The sequence below is a fragment of the Flavimaricola marinus genome (assembly GCF_900184895.1).
GTDB lineage: Bacteria > Pseudomonadota > Alphaproteobacteria > Rhodobacterales > Rhodobacteraceae > Flavimaricola > Flavimaricola marinus.
Genome location: NZ_FXZK01000002.1, coordinates 113,025 through 131,351 on the forward strand (window position 1 = coordinate 113,025; position 18,327 = coordinate 131,351).

19 protein-coding genes and 1 pseudogene are annotated in these 18,327 nt (G+C 63.1%); 9 read left to right on the forward strand and 11 right to left on the reverse strand.

What is annotated here, in order from left to right; translation table 11 throughout:
- The first annotated feature begins 83 nt into the window (after positions 1-83).
- A pseudogene (locus LOM8899_RS23910) lies at positions 84-1,201 on the forward strand (DUF6456 domain-containing protein).
- Positions 1,202-1,240: 39 nt separating this feature from the next.
- Here LOM8899_RS23910 and LOM8899_RS07400 read toward each other — a convergent pair.
- On the reverse strand, positions 1,241-2,065 hold the full coding sequence (locus tag LOM8899_RS07400; protein ID WP_093991571.1) for a class I SAM-dependent methyltransferase: 825 nt from the start codon (positions 2,063-2,065) through the stop codon (positions 1,241-1,243).
- A 165-nt stretch (positions 2,066-2,230) separates the two neighbouring features.
- On the opposite strand from LOM8899_RS07400, the gene LOM8899_RS07405 reads away from it, so the two are divergent.
- Both LOM8899_RS07405 and LOM8899_RS07410 read left to right on the forward strand, forming a co-directional pair.
- Complete coding sequence (locus LOM8899_RS07405) at positions 2,231-3,208, forward strand: GNAT family N-acetyltransferase (RefSeq protein ID WP_093991572.1); 978 nt, start codon at positions 2,231-2,233, stop codon at positions 3,206-3,208.
- Positions 3,209-3,334: 126 nt separating this feature from the next.
- Positions 3,335-4,081 carry a glycosyltransferase family protein gene (locus LOM8899_RS07410; protein ID WP_133064988.1) on the forward strand — a complete coding sequence of 249 codons (747 nt, stop codon included), beginning with the start codon at positions 3,335-3,337 and terminating at the stop codon, positions 4,079-4,081.
- Positions 4,082-4,125: 44 nt separating this feature from the next.
- Here the strand turns inward: LOM8899_RS07410 and LOM8899_RS07415 are convergent, their stop codons facing one another.
- A complete protein-coding gene (locus tag LOM8899_RS07415) occupies positions 4,126-5,175 on the reverse strand; it encodes an aspartate aminotransferase family protein (protein ID WP_093991574.1) in 1,050 nt (349 codons plus the stop codon).
- Positions 5,176-5,336: 161 nt separating this feature from the next.
- Here LOM8899_RS07415 and LOM8899_RS07420 point away from each other — a divergent pair, with 161 nt between their 5' ends.
- The gene (locus tag LOM8899_RS07420) at positions 5,337-6,470 is read left to right on the forward strand and encodes a 50S ribosomal protein L11 methyltransferase (RefSeq protein ID WP_168770493.1); all 1,134 of its coding nucleotides are present in this window, start codon (positions 5,337-5,339) and stop codon (positions 6,468-6,470) included.
- Between the two features lie 49 nt (positions 6,471-6,519).
- Here LOM8899_RS07420 and LOM8899_RS07425 read toward each other — a convergent pair whose 3' ends face one another.
- The gene (locus LOM8899_RS07425) at positions 6,520-7,044 is read right to left on the reverse strand and encodes a serine O-acetyltransferase (protein WP_093991576.1); all 525 of its coding nucleotides are present in this window, start codon (positions 7,042-7,044) and stop codon (positions 6,520-6,522) included.
- Between the two features lie 203 nt (positions 7,045-7,247).
- Here LOM8899_RS07425 and lipA point away from each other — a divergent pair, with 203 nt between their 5' ends.
- Both lipA and LOM8899_RS23200 read left to right on the forward strand, forming a co-directional pair.
- Positions 7,248-8,207: a lipoyl synthase gene (lipA, locus tag LOM8899_RS07430; protein ID WP_093991860.1), complete on the forward strand. Its 960-nt coding sequence runs from the start codon at positions 7,248-7,250 to the stop codon at positions 8,205-8,207.
- Positions 8,208-8,469: 262 nt separating this feature from the next.
- Positions 8,470-9,405, forward strand: a complete 936-nt coding sequence (locus LOM8899_RS23200) for a hypothetical protein (RefSeq protein WP_133064989.1) — start codon at positions 8,470-8,472, stop codon at positions 9,403-9,405.
- 184 nt (positions 9,406-9,589) lie between these two features.
- Here the strand turns inward: LOM8899_RS23200 and LOM8899_RS07440 are convergent, their stop codons facing one another.
- Both LOM8899_RS07440 and LOM8899_RS07445 read right to left on the reverse strand, forming a co-directional pair.
- The gene (locus LOM8899_RS07440) at positions 9,590-10,474 is read right to left on the reverse strand and encodes a cytochrome c (RefSeq protein WP_093991578.1); all 885 of its coding nucleotides are present in this window, start codon (positions 10,472-10,474) and stop codon (positions 9,590-9,592) included.
- A gap of 21 nt (positions 10,475-10,495) precedes the next feature.
- Positions 10,496-10,969 (reverse strand): c-type cytochrome, encoded by a 474-nt coding sequence (locus LOM8899_RS07445; RefSeq protein WP_093991579.1) that lies wholly within the window; start codon positions 10,967-10,969, stop codon positions 10,496-10,498.
- Between the two features lie 96 nt (positions 10,970-11,065).
- Between LOM8899_RS07445 and LOM8899_RS07450 the strand changes: the two genes are divergently transcribed.
- Entirely contained in the window at positions 11,066-11,932 is an 867-nt protein-coding gene (locus LOM8899_RS07450; RefSeq protein WP_093991580.1) for a LysR family transcriptional regulator, read from the forward strand.
- Here LOM8899_RS07450 and LOM8899_RS07455 read toward each other — a convergent pair.
- Positions 11,929-12,111, reverse strand: coding sequence for a hypothetical protein (locus tag LOM8899_RS07455; protein WP_093991581.1), 183 nt, complete (start codon positions 12,109-12,111; stop codon positions 11,929-11,931). The two genes, LOM8899_RS07450 and LOM8899_RS07455, sit on opposite strands and share 4 nt — an antisense overlap.
- Positions 12,108-12,659, reverse strand: coding sequence for a hypoxanthine phosphoribosyltransferase (hpt, locus tag LOM8899_RS07460; protein ID WP_093991582.1), 552 nt, complete (start codon positions 12,657-12,659; stop codon positions 12,108-12,110). The genes LOM8899_RS07455 and hpt overlap by 4 nt, the downstream gene beginning before the upstream one ends.
- A 213-nt stretch (positions 12,660-12,872) precedes the next feature.
- On the opposite strand from hpt, the gene LOM8899_RS07465 reads away from it, so the two are divergent.
- The gene (locus tag LOM8899_RS07465; RefSeq protein WP_093991583.1) at positions 12,873-13,316 is read left to right on the forward strand and encodes a type II toxin-antitoxin system RatA family toxin; all 444 of its coding nucleotides are present in this window, start codon (positions 12,873-12,875) and stop codon (positions 13,314-13,316) included.
- 24 nt (positions 13,317-13,340) lie between these two features.
- Entirely contained in the window at positions 13,341-14,645 is a 1,305-nt protein-coding gene (locus LOM8899_RS07470; RefSeq protein WP_093991584.1) for an MmgE/PrpD family protein, read from the forward strand.
- Positions 14,646-14,696: 51 nt separating this feature from the next.
- On the opposite strand, the gene LOM8899_RS07475 is transcribed toward LOM8899_RS07470, so the two are convergent.
- The 4 genes from LOM8899_RS07475 to LOM8899_RS07490 all read right to left on the reverse strand — a co-directional run bounded on the left by LOM8899_RS07475 (position 14,697) and on the right by LOM8899_RS07490 (position 18,130).
- Positions 14,697-15,878 carry an ammonium transporter gene (locus LOM8899_RS07475; protein ID WP_093991585.1) on the reverse strand — a complete coding sequence of 394 codons (1,182 nt, stop codon included), beginning with the start codon at positions 15,876-15,878 and terminating at the stop codon, positions 14,697-14,699.
- A 160-nt stretch (positions 15,879-16,038) separates the two neighbouring features.
- On the reverse strand, positions 16,039-16,509 hold the full coding sequence (locus LOM8899_RS07480; protein WP_093991586.1) for a CinA family protein: 471 nt from the start codon (positions 16,507-16,509) through the stop codon (positions 16,039-16,041).
- Positions 16,506-16,997, reverse strand: coding sequence for a phosphatidylglycerophosphatase A family protein (locus tag LOM8899_RS07485; protein ID WP_093991587.1), 492 nt, complete (start codon positions 16,995-16,997; stop codon positions 16,506-16,508). The genes LOM8899_RS07480 and LOM8899_RS07485 overlap by 4 nt, the downstream gene beginning before the upstream one ends.
- On the reverse strand, positions 16,997-18,130 hold the full coding sequence (locus LOM8899_RS07490) for a bifunctional 2-C-methyl-D-erythritol 4-phosphate cytidylyltransferase/2-C-methyl-D-erythritol 2,4-cyclodiphosphate synthase (protein ID WP_093991588.1): 1,134 nt from the start codon (positions 18,128-18,130) through the stop codon (positions 16,997-16,999). The genes LOM8899_RS07485 and LOM8899_RS07490 overlap by 1 nt, the downstream gene beginning before the upstream one ends.
- Positions 18,131-18,327 lie beyond the last annotated feature (197 nt).

Genomic DNA, 18,327 nt, shown 5'->3' on the forward strand with positions numbered 1-18,327 from the left:
TTTCAGCAATGGCTCGAATGCCTCTTTCTTGCTGATTTCACAGGGCATTAGCGCAGAGCCGGACAAAGGGAACGGACAAGACAATGACGACATTTGCCGACCACCCGAGCCTTGCGGCTCTGCCGATGTGGGTTCCTGAGGGAGCGCGCAACTACTTCGCACATACGGAAACCGGCCTTCCGATCCGGGTGCTGGCACGCCGCGCCGACGTGCATGCCTCCACGGTGCTTCGACAGATCCGGCGCTTCGAACAGCGCCGGGACGATCCCCTGATCGACGATGCCCTGCGACAGCTGTCGTCATGTCTATGCAAGTGTAGCGACAAAAAGAATGGGTCCGAGATGACGAAGAAGACAACTCCTGACTCCGCGATAACGGTGCCTCCCAGCGAAGAACGCATTGCCAAGGAAGGTGCGCGAGTCCTGCGGCGATTGAGCGAGACCGGGGCGGTGCTCGCGGTTGCGCGCGATATGGAAATGGGCGTCGCACTGGCGAAACCCACCGGACCGCCGTGGTGTCGCGCGATATCGCGCAGGCGATGGCGCTCAAGGAATGGATCGTCTGCCCTGAGCCTGAGGCGCGGATCGCCCGCTATCACATCACCGGGGCAGGGCGGACGGCGCTCAAGCAGCTTCTGGCCAAGGCCGAAAACGCCGCACAGGGGCTTGGCGGCTTTGCCGAGGCGCAGGCCGGATTCGCGGCCAAGCCCGGACTGCGCGGTGCGCCTGTCGGCGAGGACGATCTGCTGCACCAGATGCGCAACGGCATGTCCGAAAGCCCGCTGGTCGGGCTCGCACGGCGCAAGGACAAGGACGGCAAGCCGTTCCTTAACCGTGCGCTCGTGGCCGCCGGAGAACGTCTGCGTGAGTATTTCGAACTGTCCCAGATGGGGCCGCACGCCACCCAGGATTGGGACAAGTTCCTCAGCCTCGAATCCCGCAAGAAGACCGAAAGCGGTGCCGACCCCGAGCCCAGCGCGGCCACGGCCCGCGACCGGGTCGGCATGGCTCTGTCAGAACTCGGGCCGGGGTTGGGTGACGTCGCCTTGCGGGCGTGTTGCTATCTCGAAGGTATGGAATCGCTGGAAAAGCGCATGGGATGGTCGGCGCGATCGGGCAAGATCGTGCTGCGAATCGCACTTCAGCGGCTCAATCGTCACTACGAAGAAACCCACGGAAAATTCGGACCCAAGATCGGTTAGGCGCCGGACCGGATAGGCAACGCCCCAACGTGATGCCGGTCAGGATTGCGATGGGCTATGACGACTGACATAGACCTGCAACTTGCTGTCGTCCTTATAGGGACCACCCAGCAGATCACCATAGCGGGCGTCGATTGTCAGTCCGGCCCCGGCCAGCAAACGCTCGATGTCCTCCGGAAAATACTGGCGGACCCTTTGCACGATCGGCGCAAGCGGCAAGGCTTCGTCCGTGGTGCTGTCATGCAATGTCCAAGTGCTGGTCAAGACGCGGGTGTCGGTGTCGTAGTGGGTATCGCTTTCAACCACGTGAAACGGCCGGCCCTGCTCATCCTCGAACCTGCGCGCCACGCTGGTGCCCTCCCACGGACCGGTGAGCCATTCGAGGTTGGGGCGATAGATGTCGAAGGCAAAGCGCCCGCCGGGGGCCAACAAATCGGCGACATTGGCAAAACACTTGGCGAGGGTCTCTTCCTCTTCCAATGCCTGCAACGTGTGAAAACAGCACACGATCAGGTCAAAAGGCCCGTCGACCGGCGGTTCGGCGATGTCTCCGATACGCCATTCGTGCTCCGGGGCGCGGGTGCGGGCGATCTCGATCATCCGCGGCGACAGATCCACACCGGCAACACGACCACCGGGGGCCATCCGCTCTGCCATGGCGAGGGTGATAGACCCCGTGCCACAGCCCAGATCGAGGATCGAGGTCACCTCGGGCGTCGTCAACCGGGTGTAGAACGTCAGGTGAGGTGCGCGATCGACGTCCATGGCGTCGTAGAGCGTGGCCCATCCTTCCGGCCAGGCCGAATCGTGAGCCATGTCTCTTCCCGCCTCTTTCCGGGCGGCTTTCGGCGGTTCGGCTGACATGGGATTGTGTCTCCTCGAAGGCGGCGTGCGTCGCCTTGGCGTCGGGCGCTCTGACTTGCTAGGTTCGGGCTGAGTAGGCTTGTAACTCGATCTGGTCGGGTTCTAGTGTATCACCCGCGGTAAGACAAGTTCTCGCTCTGGCGGCGAGCGCCCATCGGAGGCTCCATGAGCGACGACAAGATCACCGTGTTCGGCCTTGCGGACCGGGCAGGTTGGGAGGCCGCGACGGCCGGACCCGACGCGATGCCTTCGCATGACTGGGCCTATGCCGCTGGCCTTGCCGTCGCGGGCATCGAGCCGCAACTGGCGGTGGTCGAGGCCGATGGTGCGCGGATGATCCTGCCCTTCTTCGAACGACGCTGGAACGACACGACGGACATCGCCACGTTGCCCGGGCTCTCGGGGGCCGTGATCCCATCCGACGGCGCTGCACCGCTGAGCCTGTGGAGGGACTACGCGGCAGAACGGGGCTGGGTCTGCGGCTACCTTCAGATCTCGGTCACCACGACGATGCCGGCGGTCGCACCACCTGACCGGGTTCAGGCGCACAATGCGCTCTATGTCTTCGATCTGACCGATTGGGATATCCACCACTCCCTCGGGCACAACATGAGAAAGACCTATCGGCGGGCGACGCGGGACGGCGTGGCCTTCACCACCGATCAGAGCCGGTTGGCGGCGGCCTTTCCGGCGCTGCATGTCGAAGCGATGGCGCGAGCGGGCGAGGGCCCGGTCTTCCCGGTCGAGGTCCTGTCGCACTGGGCCAAGGCGGCCAATGTGGTGTTCATCGGAGGCGAACTGGACGGAGAGATCGTGGTGGCCGGCATGTGCCGGAAACACGGTCCCATGATCGAAGGCCACCTTGCCGGGTCGACCGAGGCGGGACGCGGGCTGCACGCCTGGATGTTTCTGGAATCGGCGCAATGGTTCGCGCAGCAAGGGGCCTTGTCCTACAACATCGGCGGATACGGGCGGCCCGGAGACGGCCTGCACCTGATGAAGTCGCGGCTCGGAGCCATCGAGCATCCACTCAGGTCGCTCTGCCAAATCTACCGTCCCGATCTGTTTTCCGAACTCTGCCGCGATGCCGGGGCCGACCCACAGGCGCGGTATTTCCCGCCCTACCGGGCCGGCTCCGTCTAGCGGCAGGCGTTCCGAGCTCGGGCGGGGCGCGGTGCGGGCCTTGACCATCGTCGGAATTCAGCCGATCACCCCAAGGCATTCAAACCTCCGCCGCACGCCCCGCCGCACAGCATGGACGAGACCCTCATGTCGAAAACCCTGACGACCTATATCCTCAGCTACGAGCGGCCGATCTACCTCTGGGCGACACTCGACAGCCTCTATCGAACCACGAAATCGGACATGCGTTTCGTGCTAATCGATTCCGCAAGTCGGGATCCGCTGGTGCACAAGGTGATCGACGGCTTCTCGCGACGGCACATGTTCGACGAGGTCGTGCGGCTGGAGGAAAACGACAGCACATGGTTTGCCCCTTTCTTCGCCGAGAGGTTGAAAGACGTGGGCGATGTGTTCTTTTCCGTGGAAAGCGACGTGACCATCGAGCCGGAGGAAACCTGCTGGGCGCAACGGATGCTGGGGGTCATGGAGCAAAATCCGAAACTGGCGATGCTCGGGTCCAAGATCGACAAATCCGATTTCGTCGATATCGACGCCATGGAAAAACGGCTCGGCCGTGGGCTGACGACCTCGGAGAAGAAGCAGTTCAAGGAATCGTCGCCGGAACGGTCGATGGAGGATATCGGCCCGGACGAGGTTCAGTCGCCGTTCAATCCGCCCGGTCGATTGCTGGCCTTGCGGACAGAGGCCCTGCAAAACCACATCACCAAGTGGGAGCAGTCATCGGACTACCAGATGCACCTCATCCTCAAGGAAAACGGTTGGGAGACCGGGATCTACGGCGGGGTGACGCACCGGCATCTGTCTTTGTGCAACCATTTCGATTACCCGGAATACTCGATGGCGGATCGCGATCTCTACATGAAATCGAAATAGCGCCGGCGGATCTCGGGGCTGATCTTTCTGGGCCGGTCAGGTCATTATCGGCACGCATCCAGAAAAGTTGCCGCCACCCGCGCCATTTCGGGTGGGCCATAGCGATGATCGCAGGGCAGGGTGATCAGGCTCGCCGCCAGTTGATGATCCCGCGTAAACTCCGGCGGCGCGGGGATCTCGCGCCAATGGACGGCCGCGAATATCCTGTGGGCGTGCAAATGCGCCAGCACCGAGGACCGGACCTCGGGGGCCACGCGAACGGCAAAACCGGACGGTGCAAAGGCGGGCTCGGTCTGAGAGATCACGGCAAAGTCCGGCAGCGCCTCGGCCAATTGGGCAAAGTTGCGCTTGCGGGCGGCGATCATCGGGGCGGGTTCGAGGCGGGATAGCAACGCGCGGGCGGCGGGGCTCATCGGGGCGTCACCGATCCGGTGGCTGGCTTCGGCGGCTTGATGCATCGCGTGCCACCGGGCGTTGGTTTGCGGTGCATCGCGCCGCGCGAGCATCGGCGCCAGACGCAGTTGACGGGCCTGCTGATGTGCGTCCTCCTGTTCGGGGGCGGGGCCGATGTTGCGGGCGCGTTCGATCGCACGGGCGGTGATCGGCACCAGAATGCCGCCCTCCGGCACGCCGACGAGCTTGCGGGGCGAAAACAGGCGCCAATCGCCCCACGGGGCCTCGCCCGTATCCAGCGCCTGCGCGCAATCCTCCACAAAGGTCACGCCGGGATGGGCCGCGACGAAATCCCGCCAATCCGGGCCCGGCGCGCGGCCGAACATGTCGACGGCTAGCACCAGATCCCCGTCTGCGACCCGCCCATCCAGAGCCGCAATGTCTGGGGCGAGGGCATCCGTCATCGGGAAATAGCGACGAGCCGCGGCCGGCACGGCCTCGACCAGTTCGGCGCAGATGTATCCGGGCAGCCAGACCCTCGCGGGGCGCAGTTCCGTCACCAGCGCCGCAAGGGCCGATGTGGCGTTGACCCAGGCCGGGCAGTCGGCGGCGCCCCAAAAGGCATTCAGATCGCCGGCGCCGGGACGTTCGAGGCCAAGGAACCCGCCTATCGGATCGGGCGCATCCGCAGGCGCCGTCACGGCAGTCTGCCGGGGCCGAAAAGCCGATGTGCACTCATGCCTGCGGTTATAGAAATCCGTCCCGTGAAACACAACATTCGCGGCAAAGGCGTCCGCGGGCCAGTTGCCGCTAGGGCATGGCTCTGATACTTCCAGCGCATTGCAAGGCTGAGGGGTGGCACATGAGCGACGCGCGGGACAAGAACAGCAGGTTGGGGCTGAGCGACAAGGGTCGTGCCCTGATTTCGCAACTCAGGGTTCCGCGGAGCGAGGACGCGCTGCACGACGCCGGCATGTCGGCTGAACTGCTCGGGCAAATGGTCGAACATGGCCTGCTCGAAACGCAGGGAGAGACCCGGCAATCGGTCGACTACAGCGACACCTACGTCAGTTGGAAAAGCCAGAAGGGCATGCTGATCGACCACACGCGCACGCTGGCCTATCAGCGGGCGATCGAAGCGGTGGTGACGCCCGGCGATATCGCGATCGACGTGGGCACCGGGTCGGGCATCCTTGCGATGATGGCGGCGCGGGCCGGGGCCAAGACATCCTACGGGCTGGAGCTGACCGGGATGGCCGTCTGGGCCGACCAGCTGGCGCGTTCCAATGGATTGGACGCCGTTCAGATCGTGCGCGGCGATGCTGCGGATTTCGCCTCCGCCGAACCGGCAGACGTGGTGATCAGTGAATTCCAGGGGATGTATCTGATAGACGAATGGCGGCACTACGCGGCCTTCGTGAAGGTGCGTGACGCCAATCTCGCCAAGGGCGGCTCCGTGGTCCCTCGGGCCGGTGCGATGTATCTCTCTGCAATCGACAGCCGCAGCCTCTATATGAACAGGGGCTACGGCTTTTGGGAATCCCCGGTCTACGGGTTCGACTACTCCGCCGCGCGGGCCAGCGACATCGATCAGCCGCTGCGCTACATCGTGACGGCCGACAATCGCGAAATCGTCGACACCCAGAAAATCCGTTCCTTCGATTTCCTGAACGGGAACGAGCGGGACTATGTCTTCGAGACCGAAGTCACATTCGACTATGCCGGTGCAGGGGCGTTCCACGGGCTGATCGGGCATTTCGATCTGGACATGGCCCCCGGACAGGTGCTCAGCACTTCGATGGCCAGCCGCGAGACCCATTGGCACCAGTCCTATTTCCCGATGCCGCAGATTCAGGTTCCGGCCGGGGGGCAAGTGACGATCCGGGTGCGCAGCTTCCTCGATACGGTCAGCGAAGACATGGCGCTTGGGTTCCGGTTGCGTGGTCCGGGCGACAGTGACTTCGGGGCGGAGCGGGTGTTCTCTCTGGGAGAGTAGGCGCGGTCAACCGGGGCTTTCGCTAATCGCGGCACTCGGGTCTCGATAGCTACTCGACAGACCGGGGCGGACGGATCCGCGCCGGTATGCCCACCGCAACATGGCCCGCCGGCACATCCTTCGTGACCACCGCGTTCGCACCGATCTGCGCGTGATCGCCCACGGTGATCGGTCCGAGCAATTTGGCACCCGCCCCGATATCCACATGGCCGCCGATCCGCGGTACGCCGTGTTCGCGTCCCGATCCAAGTGTAACCTGCGCCATGATGGTGCAATTCGGGCCGATCACCGAGTCGGGATGGATGACGATCCCGTTTGGATGAGGTATCCGCAGACCGCCCCCGATCTGCGTCGTCAGATGGATCTCGGCCTGTGTCACGACGGTCCAGAACCGGTGAACCAGCACCCACCAACGGCGAGTGAGGCCGGCGATGCCGCCCTTGCCGCGCAGGGCCTGATACTTGCGGATCGACCGCAGAAGCCTGCGCTCCGGATCCCAGAGCCGGTCGGGACACTCACGGTCCCAATCGGGCTCGGTGGCAGAGGTGTCGTATTCGATCTCGATCTGGCTCATCCGGGCACCGGTCCTGGGGCAATTCAAAAAGACCTGCTCACAATGGCCTGCAAAGGCGGGCCCGAACAGGGCGCAATCAAGAATTTTCGATGCCCGTCGCAGATCGGCAGCCCTGCAAAGCACGCAGTGCGGCCATGCGGCGCGGTCTGGCATTGGACATGGGCGGCCAGACCGATTAAATCAGGGACAACAAGGAGATGACCATGGCCCCGCGCGATCTCAAGATTCCCGCCCAACGGCACCCTGAAAAGGCGCGCCGCCCGGACAATGCCCAGCCGAAAAAGCCCGATTGGATACGGGTCAAGGCACCGTCCTCCGAAGGTTACAAGAAAACCCGCGACATCATGCGCGAACACAAGCTGGTCACGGTCTGCGAAGAGGCGGGCTGCCCGAATGTGGGCGAATGCTGGAGCCAGGGCCACGCCACCATGATGATCATGGGCGAGGTCTGTACCCGGGCCTGCACCTTCTGCAACATCGCCACCGGCAAGCCACCCGAGGCGCTCGACGTCTTCGAGCCCGGGCGAGTCGCCGATGCGGTCAAGAAGTTGGGGCTGAACCACGTCGTCATCACGTCTGTGGACCGGGACGACGTCGAAGACGGCGGAGCCGAGCATTTCGCCCAGACCATCCGCGCGATCCGCAGGCAGGCCCCCGGCACCACGATCGAGATCCTGACGCCGGACTTCATCCGCTGCGACCCCGACGTGCTGCGGATCGTCGTCGAGGCCAAGCCCGACGTGTTCAACCACAACCTCGAAACCGTGCCCGGGCTCTACCCCGAGGTGCGGCCCGGCGCGCGGTATTTCCACTCGCTGCGGCTGCTCCAGCGGGTCAAGGAACTCGACCCGTCCATGTTCACCAAGTCGGGGATCATGGTGGGCTTGGGCGAAGACCGGCAGGCGGTGATTCAGGTGATGGAAGACATGCGCGCCGCCGACATCGATTTCCTGACCATCGGGCAATACCTGCAACCGACGCCCAAGCACCACGCCGTCGACCGGTTCGTCACCCCCGAGGAATTCGCCGCCTACGAAAAGGCCGCCTACGGCAAGGGCTTCCTCATGGTCTCCGCCACGCCGCTGACCCGGTCGAGCTACCACGCCGGCGACGATTTCGCCCGGCTGCGCGAAGCGCGGCTGGCAAAACTGGCCCGGGGGTAGAAGCGCGATCACGCCAGCGGATGACACCCCTGAATGTCCGCTTGGAGCCCTTCTTGACCAATGCTGCACGGTGAAAAAGTGGCTGTTTTGCCAATTAACGTGGTCATTCTAGCTACTCCTTCGATGACCAGTTTTCATGTTTTCGAATTGTACAGATTACGTTCTCTGGGCTAGTTAATTGCATGAAGACTTGCCAGCCGAGTTAGCACTGCAGTAAAATACTGTGCCTTATCAAAACTATAAAGGCGGGAACACTGATCAAATGATCCGAAACTACATTCTGTTCGGTGTACTTTTGTTGGCTGCTGTGCCCGCGTCTGCAGCAGATTTCTCTGTTGGGTCAGGTACCTGCGACCTCGTCCTGTCTGGTCAAATAGAAGCAGGCGACTTCCAAGCTATCCAAGATTCCTCCATTGGATGGGGCGGCACTCTTTGCTTGGATAGCCCTGGTGGAAGCCTTTCGGAGGGATTAAAAATTGCGAGGTATCTTGTCTCCAATTCGATTGGAACTCGGCTAGAAGCTGATGTTCGGTGCTATTCGGCCTGCGCCATCATCTTCATGTCGGGAAGTTCAACAATTGATGTATTCGTGTCTCCGAGAAGGTCTATGCACGTCGCAGCAGATCTCGGTTTCCACGCTCCCTATCTCATCACGCCAAACGATGTCTATGATCAACAAGCAGTTGAGTTGGCCTACGCCGTCGCGGTTAGCCAAATGGCAGAACTGATGGGTATCGGCACTCATCCGTATGCTCCCGGCGAAGGCTCTATAAGCGTTCGATTGTTCCTAGAGATGTTGAAGCGGGGGCCATATGAACTCTTCATGATTGATACCCCCGGACGGGCGTTGGAATATGAAATTGAACTCTTTGGTGCACCAACTCCCCTTTGGAACAAAGATTCTCTCTGCCAAGCGTGTACTAACTATTACAATGGTTACGTTTATCGCGATATGTGTAATCGGGATCCGGTCAAGATAAGAGAAGAGAACTCATTTATAGATGTCGCATTCCATGGCGTGGGTGCCGAGGGATCACTGTACTGCGGCCTCAGAATCTACCATTCCGGTGCCAATGCTCAAATTGCTTGGATCAATAAGAATCCTCTCTTTGCTGACGAATTAACGTCAAATGAAGATGACCTTGTTCCGATTTCGCCTGAACTTGCTTTGGATCGGATTGGTTCAAACGATCGCTAACAGGAAAGCCAGTATCCAATACATTAGAATGTCCACAACAGATCTTGGATATTTCTCTATTTGTGGCCGCAAAGCGCAGAAACCTACTACTGAAATTTCTGCTCGCCATGTCAGCTTTGTCCGCATTGCGGACATGGGCAAGACACGAAATAAGCGGCCTTGCCCCAATGTCCTTTGCTCGATTTCACTCGATAGGCGGCACGGCCTTCAAATAGGCCGCAATGGCGGTGCGGTCCGACGCAGGCAATTGGCTGGTGTTGCCGATCACGTCGACCATCTCGCCCCCTGCGGTGTCGAATTCCGGGGTGAAGCCGGAATTCAGATACTCGGCGATCTCGGTTTCGGACCATGTCAGCTCGGCGGGGGTGATGTTGGGGATATTGCCCTCGCCGCTCGGATTGGGGGCACCGGCCAGCCAGCGCGACCGGTCCAGCCCGCCCAGCGCGTTGCGCGGGGTGTGACATTCGGCACAATGGCCGAGCGCCTCGGCAAGATAGCGGCCGCGTTCGGCCTCTGGGCTCAGATCGCCGTCCACGGTCCAGCCGGCATCGGCGAAGAGCAGCTTCCAGCCACCGAGAGACCTGCGGATGTTGAACGGAAAGCCGACCTCGTGAGGCTGGCTCGGCGTGGCATCGGCGGGCAGGGTGCGCAGATAGGCGATCAGGTCGAGCACGTCCTGCGGCGCGGCATTTGCATAGGTCGTGTATGGAAAGGCGGGGTAATAGTGCGCTCCCTCGGGGGATACGCCATGGATCACCGCATTCGCGATATCCAGATCCGACCAGGCCCCGATCCCGGCCTCCGGGTCCGACGAGATGTTCGGAGCGATGAACGTCCCGAAATCCGAGGCAAAGCGGCGGCCACCGGCGAGGACCACGGTCTCCGCGGTCTCGGTGACCTCCGGCGCCAAATGGCACGAGGCGCAGCCAGCGGCCGCAAAAACCAAAGCGCCGGCTTCGGGATCGCCGGTCATGCCGGCAAAAGTATCGTCTGGCAACGATGCAGGGCGCGTGAGAAACCACGCGCCCGCAACACCGGCCACTGCGACAATCGTCAAGGCGCGCAGCATGGCGGCTCCTTCAGGATTGGATTATTCCGGCTGGCGATAGGCGCGATGGCACGATCCGCACGACCCGCCGACCGGGCCGAAGGCGGCCTTCATGCTGTCCAGATCGGTGCCGGCCACTTCGTTGAGCGCCGCGACGGCCTCGCCGAACTTCTGACCTTCGGCGGCGATCCCGGCAAAGTCTTCCCAGATCACGGGCAAGGCGCGGGAGCCTTCGACGGCGGCGCTGTCGGAGCCGGGGGGCCAGTAGGCGGCCTGGCTCACGGTCGACAGGGTGGCAAGGTTGCCAGCCGCCATGGCAGCCATATCGGCGTCATAGGGGATCTGCTCCTGAGCCATGCCACCCAGAATGCCGAGGTTGAATGCATAAAGCTGCATGTGGGACTGGCGGGCGTTGATGGCGCCTTGGATCGCGCGATCGACGTGGCTATCTGCAAAGACGACCGTTGCGGAAAGGATGCCTGCAACGCCCAATGCGATCGTTTTGTTCAATTTCATGCCGATTGACTCCCTGATGGTTAGCACTCTTATGGCCACGATACCGAAACACCGATATATGGCCATTGGGCATTTGTGCGTAACGGGGTGCGATAGATGCACAGGGGCAATTGGGACGACCTGAGATATGTGCTGGCTGTGGCCGAATCCGGCTCCGTCAGCGCGGCTTCGCGGCGTTTGGGGGTCAATCATGCCACAGTTTTACGCAGAATCTCGGCTTTTGAGGAAACTCAGGGCGCTGCCGTGTTCGACCGCTCCGCGCAGGGATATTCGGTCCTTCCAGATAAACTTCGCGTGATCGAAGCGGCGCGGGGGGCGGCGCTGGCGATGGACAGGGTCGATCAGCTGCTCAGGGGCGACGGACAATCCAGCGTTGAGCGAATCCGGATCACCTCGACCGATACATTCTGTCTGGCGATCCTGCCCGAGGCATTAGCCAAGATTGACCTGAGCGACGCGCAGATCGAATTGTGCAGCTCCAACAATCACATCGACCTGTCGCGGCTCCGGGCGGATATCGCGGTGCGCCCCGCGATGTCGCTGCCCGGCGACATGACCGGAGATCATGCGGCGGACCTCGGGGTCGCGGTCTACGGTCGGGCAGGGACGGCTTGCGATCACTGGTTGGGGCTCTGCGGGTCCTTGTCCCGGTCCGAAGGGGCCAACTGGATGGCCGACAACGTCGAGCTTCAGGATATTCGCGGCGGTGCAGACAGCTTCGTGGTCTTGCGCGAGCTGGCGGCGCATTCGACGGGGCGCACGATCCTGCCGTGCTGTCTGGGGGATCCCGATCCCCGGCTGGAGCGACTCGATATCACGCTGCCGGTCAAATCGGTGCCGGTCTGGGTCGCCTGCCACGCCGATCTGGCCGAAGTCCCGCGGCTGCAAAGCGTGCGGCGCAGACTTGCCGGGGCCTTGGGCGAGATGCGGCAAAAGCTGCTCGGCTCGGCCGCAGAGAGCTAGCGGATCACCGGTCGCCGGGCGGCCGTCGGGGTCAGCCACTCAGGCCAGCCCACGAACCGCTCGACCGCGAACAGCGCCAGACAAAGGGCGATCACGCCCAGCACCAGCACGACGCGGCTCGCAGAGGGCGGGTTCTGCGCCCAGCGCTTGGCGCGCATCATCCAATGGATGTAGTTCACTCGGGCGCGTCCACGAACCGGACCTTGCCGATATAGGGCAGGTTGCGATTGCGCTGCGCGAAATCGATGCCATATCCCACCACGAACTCGTCCGGGATCGAAAACCCGATCCAGTCGGCGGTGAAATCCACCTCGCGGCGGGACGGCTTGTCGAGAAGGGCGATAGTCTTCATCCGGGCCGGATTGCGGCCGCCCAGAAATCGGGCGACATGGCTCAGGGTGTGGCCGGTATCGACGATATCCTCCACGATCAGCACATCGCGGCCCTCGATCTTGCCGCGCAGATCCTTGAGAATGCGCACCTCGCGGCTGCTTTCCATCGCATCGCCATAAGACGACGCCTCAAGAAAATCGACCTCGACCGGCAGGTCCAACTCGCGGACCAGGTCTGCGATGAACACGAAGGATCCACGGAGCAGGCCGACGACCACAAGCTTGTCGGTGCCTTCGAACTCGTCGCGGATTTCGTCGGCCAGATCTTCGATCCGGGCGGCAATGGATTTCGCCGAGATCATCTGATCAATCACATATGGCTTTCGATCGGCCATGGTCGTCCTCCGGGGGTTGGTCCGGCCTCGGTCTAGCGCGGCAGGCAGGCGGTGTCACCGGGCAACCGGGTCCGGCGCGCCGGGGATCCGGCGGTTTGAGGACTTTTTCGCCCCATTCCCCGGCAGATTACAGGTCTGCGGCAAGGCATCCCCTTGAATCCCCCGACAGAGGTCTGACATGTAACCGGACACAGCGAAACGGACACACCCGCCATGCCGACACATTCCGAGACCAGACACCTGCCTTATTCCGCCCAGCAGATGTATGATCTCGTCGCAGATGTGGCCCATTACCCCGAGTTCCTGCCCTGGACGGCCGCCGCCCGGATCCGGTCGACCGAAGACATGGGCGATCACAGCGTCATGATGGCCGATCTGGTGATCTCGTTCAAAGTGTTCCGCGAACGCTTCGGCTCCAAGGTGGTGCTCTGGCCCGGTAAGATGCAGATCGACACGGCCTATATCGACGGGCCGTTCAAACACATGGAAAGCCGCTGGCAGTTCACCGACAAGGGCGATGGCTGCGACGTCAGCTTCTATGTCGATTTCGAATTCCGCAATCGCTTGCTGCAAGGGGCGGCGGGCATGTTCTTCAACGAAGCCATGCAGCGGATCGTGCGGGCCTTTGAACGGCGCGCGGCGACGCTTTACGACTGATCCGCGCTTCGTCATGGTGTGGCCATGATGGATATCCCCAAGCGTCTCACCGACTTTGTCGACCACCACTGGCAGGCCAGCGCCATTCCCGCGGCCTCGCTCGATCTGATGCGGCTTTGCCTGCTGGATTGGGCCATCGTCGCGCGTGGGGCGGTCGATGATGGGCTACGGGAGCCGATGGCAGCGCACGCTCAGGCCGCCGGGCCGGGCAGGGCGGCTCTGTTGTTCGGCGGCACGGCACCCGCCCGTAGCGCGGCACTACACAACGGCACCCTGTCGCACGCGCTCGATTTCGACGACACGCATTTCGGCCATATCGGGCATGTCAGCACCGTCGTGATCCCCGCCGCCCTCGCCGCAGGGCAGGCCGGAGGCTCCGGCTTCGACGATATCCTGATCGGTGCGCGTCTGGGGGCCGAAGCGGCAACGCGCGTCGGGCTCTGGCTGGGGCGCAGCCATTATCAGATCGGCTATCACCAGACGGCCACCTCCGGGGCCTTCGGTGCCACCGTTGCCGCGATCCGGGCCGCGCGGCACGATCCGCAGCTGATCGGCCCCGCCACCCGCATCGTCGCCGGGCTCAGCTCCGGTCTCAAGGCGCAATTCGGCACCGCCATGAAGCCGATGAACGCAGGCTTCGCCGCCGCCCACGGGGTCGAGGCCGCAGATCTGGCCGCACTCGGCCTCGACGGATCGCAAGATGTCATGGCCGCCTTCGCCGCCACTCATCACGGCGCGGCGGACGAGAGCGGCTTTGACACCCTCGGCAGCGACTGGATATTCGACAGCGTCAGCCACAAGTTCCACGCCTGTTGCCACGGCACCCACGCCGCCATCGAGGCGATCCGCGAGGGCATCGCAGATCTGGGCGCTCCGCTGGACGAGGTGGCACAGGTCGAGATCCAGACCCATCCGCGCTGGATGACCGTCTGCAACAAGCCTGCCCCGCAAACCGCGCTGGAGGAGAAGTTCAGCTACCGCTTTCTCGCGGCACTCACCCTCGCGGGTGGCTCCACGATGCAGGTCGATGCGGCAAAGCAAGGACCGCTGGGTGCAATGCTGCCGCAGATCCTGGATCGGGTCGGCGTCACGGCCAACGAGGACGTGTCGGAAACCGCAACCCGCGTCACGCTCACCCTGTACAACGGCGAAACGCGCGAGATCACCCACGATCTCGCCACCCCGCTCAGCTACGAGACGCGGCTGGCGCGGCTGACCGAAAAGGGCCAAGAGACGATCGGCCCGGAGCCGACACAGGCGCTCTGGGAGGCGATCCAAGGCGGCGATCTCGACGGTTTCGTCACCTTGCTCACGCAGCCCGCGGCATAAAAAAGGCGGACGCCGCAGCGCCCGCCTGATCAGCCTCGATCCCCGAGAGGCTTAGCTCGACATGTCGTAGGCACGCTCGCCATGCACCGCGATATCAAGACCGGAATCCTCGGTCTCTTCGTCGACGCGCATCGGTGTGATCAACCGCACCACGAAGATCAGCACCAAGGTCACGACCACCGTCCACGCGCCCACAATGGCCAACGAACCAAGCTGCGCCGCCCATGCGCCCGCGCCAAAGACCGCGATCATGATGGTGCCGAAGATGCCGCCCACGCCGTGGACCGCAAACACGTCCAACGTGTCGTCGATCTTGGCGGTGTTGCGGATCAGGTTCACCGCCTCCTGGCACAGGATCCCGGCGACACCGCCGATGATCAGTGCCTCGACGGGGCCGACAAAGCCGCTGGCCGGGGTGATAGAGGCCAAGCCTGCAATCGTGCCGGTCACAAGGCCCACGAGCGAAGCGCGACCGAACTTGATCCGCTCCCAAAGAGCCCAAGTGAGCGACGCGGCAGCGGCCGACAAATGGGTCACAGTCAGCGCCATCGCGGCACCACCGTCCGCAGCGAGCTGCGACCCGCCGTTAAAGCCGAACCAACCGACCCACAGCATCGCAGCGCCGATCATCACCATGCCGGGGTTGTGCGGCGGTGTGGTGGCGTTGTGACGGCGGCCCAGCATCATGGCGAGCAAAAGCGCCGCCAGTCCAGCCGTCTCGTGCACCACGATCCCGCCGGCAAAGTCACGCACGCCCGTCTCGCCAAAGATGCCGCCATCGGCCAGCATCCCGCCGCCCCAGACCCAGTGAACCACCGGCGCATAGCACAACAGCATCCAGAGGCTGGAAAACAGCAGGACAAAGCCAAAGCCGATACGCTCCACATAGGCACCCACGATCAGCGCAGGCGTGATGATCGCAAAGGTCATCTGAAATGCAAAGAACAGTATTTCAGGCAAGGTGCCCGACAGGCTCTCCGCCGTCACGCCGTTCAGAAAGGCCAAGTCGAGGCCGCCCCAAAAGCCGCTTTCCGACGGGCCAAAGGCGATGGAATAGCCCGCGACGAACCACAAGACGCTCATCAGGCAGGCAATCGCATAGCAGTGCATGAACACGCTCAGCACGTTGCGCGCCCGCACGAGGCCCCCGTAAAACAGCGCCAGCCCCGGCAATGTCATGAATAATACAAGCGCCGTGGCCACAATGATCCACGCAGTATCCGCTCCGTTCATACGTCCCTCCATTTTCGGGTTTTCCCGTTAATCGAAGGCTTGGACGGTATTTGCGGCGCACAATAAAGCAGCAGGGGTCCGTCAGGGCGCTCTCAAACTGCGCAATTCGCAAAAAGGTGAAAAATGCACCCAAATGAGGGCGGGATGCTCAAAAAATGACCTAAAGTGAATCGACCGCATGGAGCATCCACGCCAGCGCCTCGTCCCGCGCCGCTTTGCGCACGTTGTCACGGCCCAGTGCGCCGAAATCGACGGTCCGAGTGTGGACGGTGTCCGCTGTGGCGAGGCCAAAGCACACCCGGCCCTCTGGCTTGAATTCCGATCCGCCCGGCCCTGCGATGCCGGTCAGGCTCACCGCAATCGTGGCCTTTGCGGCAGCCAGGGCTCCGCTGGCCATCTCCGCGGCGACCTCTTCGCTGACCGCACCGTGGGCATCCAGCGTCGCCGCGGAAACGCCCAGCATTTCGGTCTTGGCCGTGTTGGAATAGGTGACAAAGCCGCGATCGAACACAGTCGAGGACCCGGCAACGTCGGTGATCGCCGCCGCGACCATGCCGCCGGTGCAGCTTTCCGCCGTGGTTAGCCAAAGGCCCTTGGCGCGGGCCTTCTCGATCAGTTCTGCAGCACTCAAAAGAGCCGCATCGCGCCATGCGCGACCCCGGCCAGAAGGACGACGCCAAGTGCAGCGAAAACGCCGGCGATCACATCGTCGAGCATCAGGCCCAAGGCATCGCCACGCCGATCCGCGCGGCCGATCAGGCCGGGCTTGAGAATGTCGAACAGACGAAACAGCACGAAAGCGCCCAGCCAACCGGGCCAAAGCGCCGTCACCGGCACCGTCATGATGCCAGCCCCAAAGGCGACCGGGGCCAGCGCGATCCACTGGCCCGCCACTTCGTCGATGACGACATGACTAGGATCGGTATCTCCGGTCGCGGCAATCTCGGCCTTGGCCGCGACATAGCCAAAGGCGCAAACCACCACGATGCCAAGCACCAAGAGCCAAGGCCCACCGATCCAGATCAGCACGAGCGCCACGGGCAGGGCGGCAAAGGAGCCCCATGTGCCGGGTGCCGGGCGCAGATTGCCGACGCCGCCGAAGGTCGCAATCAGATTCATCATGATTTCACCAATGTTGCTGTGGCGATGGCCGCTATGCCCTCGCCCCGGCCGGTAAAGCCCAGCCGCTCTGATGTCGTGGCTTTCACGCTGACGCGGTCCACGTCAAGGCCCATGATCCGGGCCATCTCGGTGCGCATCTCGGCTGCCAAAGGCCCGATCTTGGGAAACTCGCAGACCAGCGTGCAATCCATATGCGTGATGGCAAAGCCCATCTCGCGGGCCAGCGCACAGGCGTGGGCCAGAAAGATGTGGCTCTCGGCGCCCTTCCACTGTGGATCGGACGGGGGGAAGTGCTGGCCTATATCGCCGCGGGCGAGCGCACCATAGATCGCGTCGGTCACCGCATGCATGCCCACATCGGCATCCGAATGGCCCTGCAACCCGCGCTCGAACGGCACCTTGACGCCGCACAGCACCACATGGTCGCCGGGGCCAAAGCGGTGCACGTCATAGCCGTTGCCGGTCCTGATATCCATCATGCCTCCCAAGCTCCGGGCCGCGCGGGCGAAATCCGCAGGGCCTGTGATTTTGATATTGTCCTCATCGCCCGGCACGATGGCCACGTCCATCCCCGCCGCGCGGGCGACGGCCACATCGTCCGCGGCCCCGCCCTCATGGGCGCGGTGGGCGGCAAGGATCGGGGCAAAGCGAAATCCCTGCGGTGTCTGTGCCCGCCACAGTCCCTCGCGGTCCTGCGTGCCATCTACCATGTCCACGCCGCGCCACAGGGCGTCGGTCACGGCAAGGGCAGGGGCGGCCCCCTCGTGCTCGGCCAGCGCGTCGATCACGCGGGCAATCAGATCGGGGCGCAGCACCGGACGGGCGGCATCATGGATCAGGACCAGATCCGGTGTGTGGGGCGCCAAAGCCTCCAGTCCGGCACGGACGGACGCATCGCGGCTCGCGCCGCCCTCCACCACGATCACGCCGTCGAGTTCCAGCGCCTCCGCGCGGTCCGCATCGTCCGGGTGGATCACCAGAACGATCGGGGCGATCAGGCTCGGCGCGCGCAGGGCGTCGAGCGTATGGGCCAGCACGGGGCGACCGACGAGGTCGCGCCACTGTTTGGGCACACCGCCGCCGGCTCTCAGGCCGCGGCCTGCGGCCACAATGATGGCGGCTGTCGTCATATCTGGCCCTCCGGTGCGCTTCCATGCTTTCCTAATGAGGGAAGCGGCGGGGCGCAAATCCTCTGTCGCATCGGCTGCGAGCGCCCAAAAATTAAGCAAGTGCTGCGAATTGCGAATATTTCACGTGTGAATTGTTTGTAACCCATGACCGCGCGGGCTATTTAGCAAACAAGCGCACAAGGATTGGGCAAACGTTC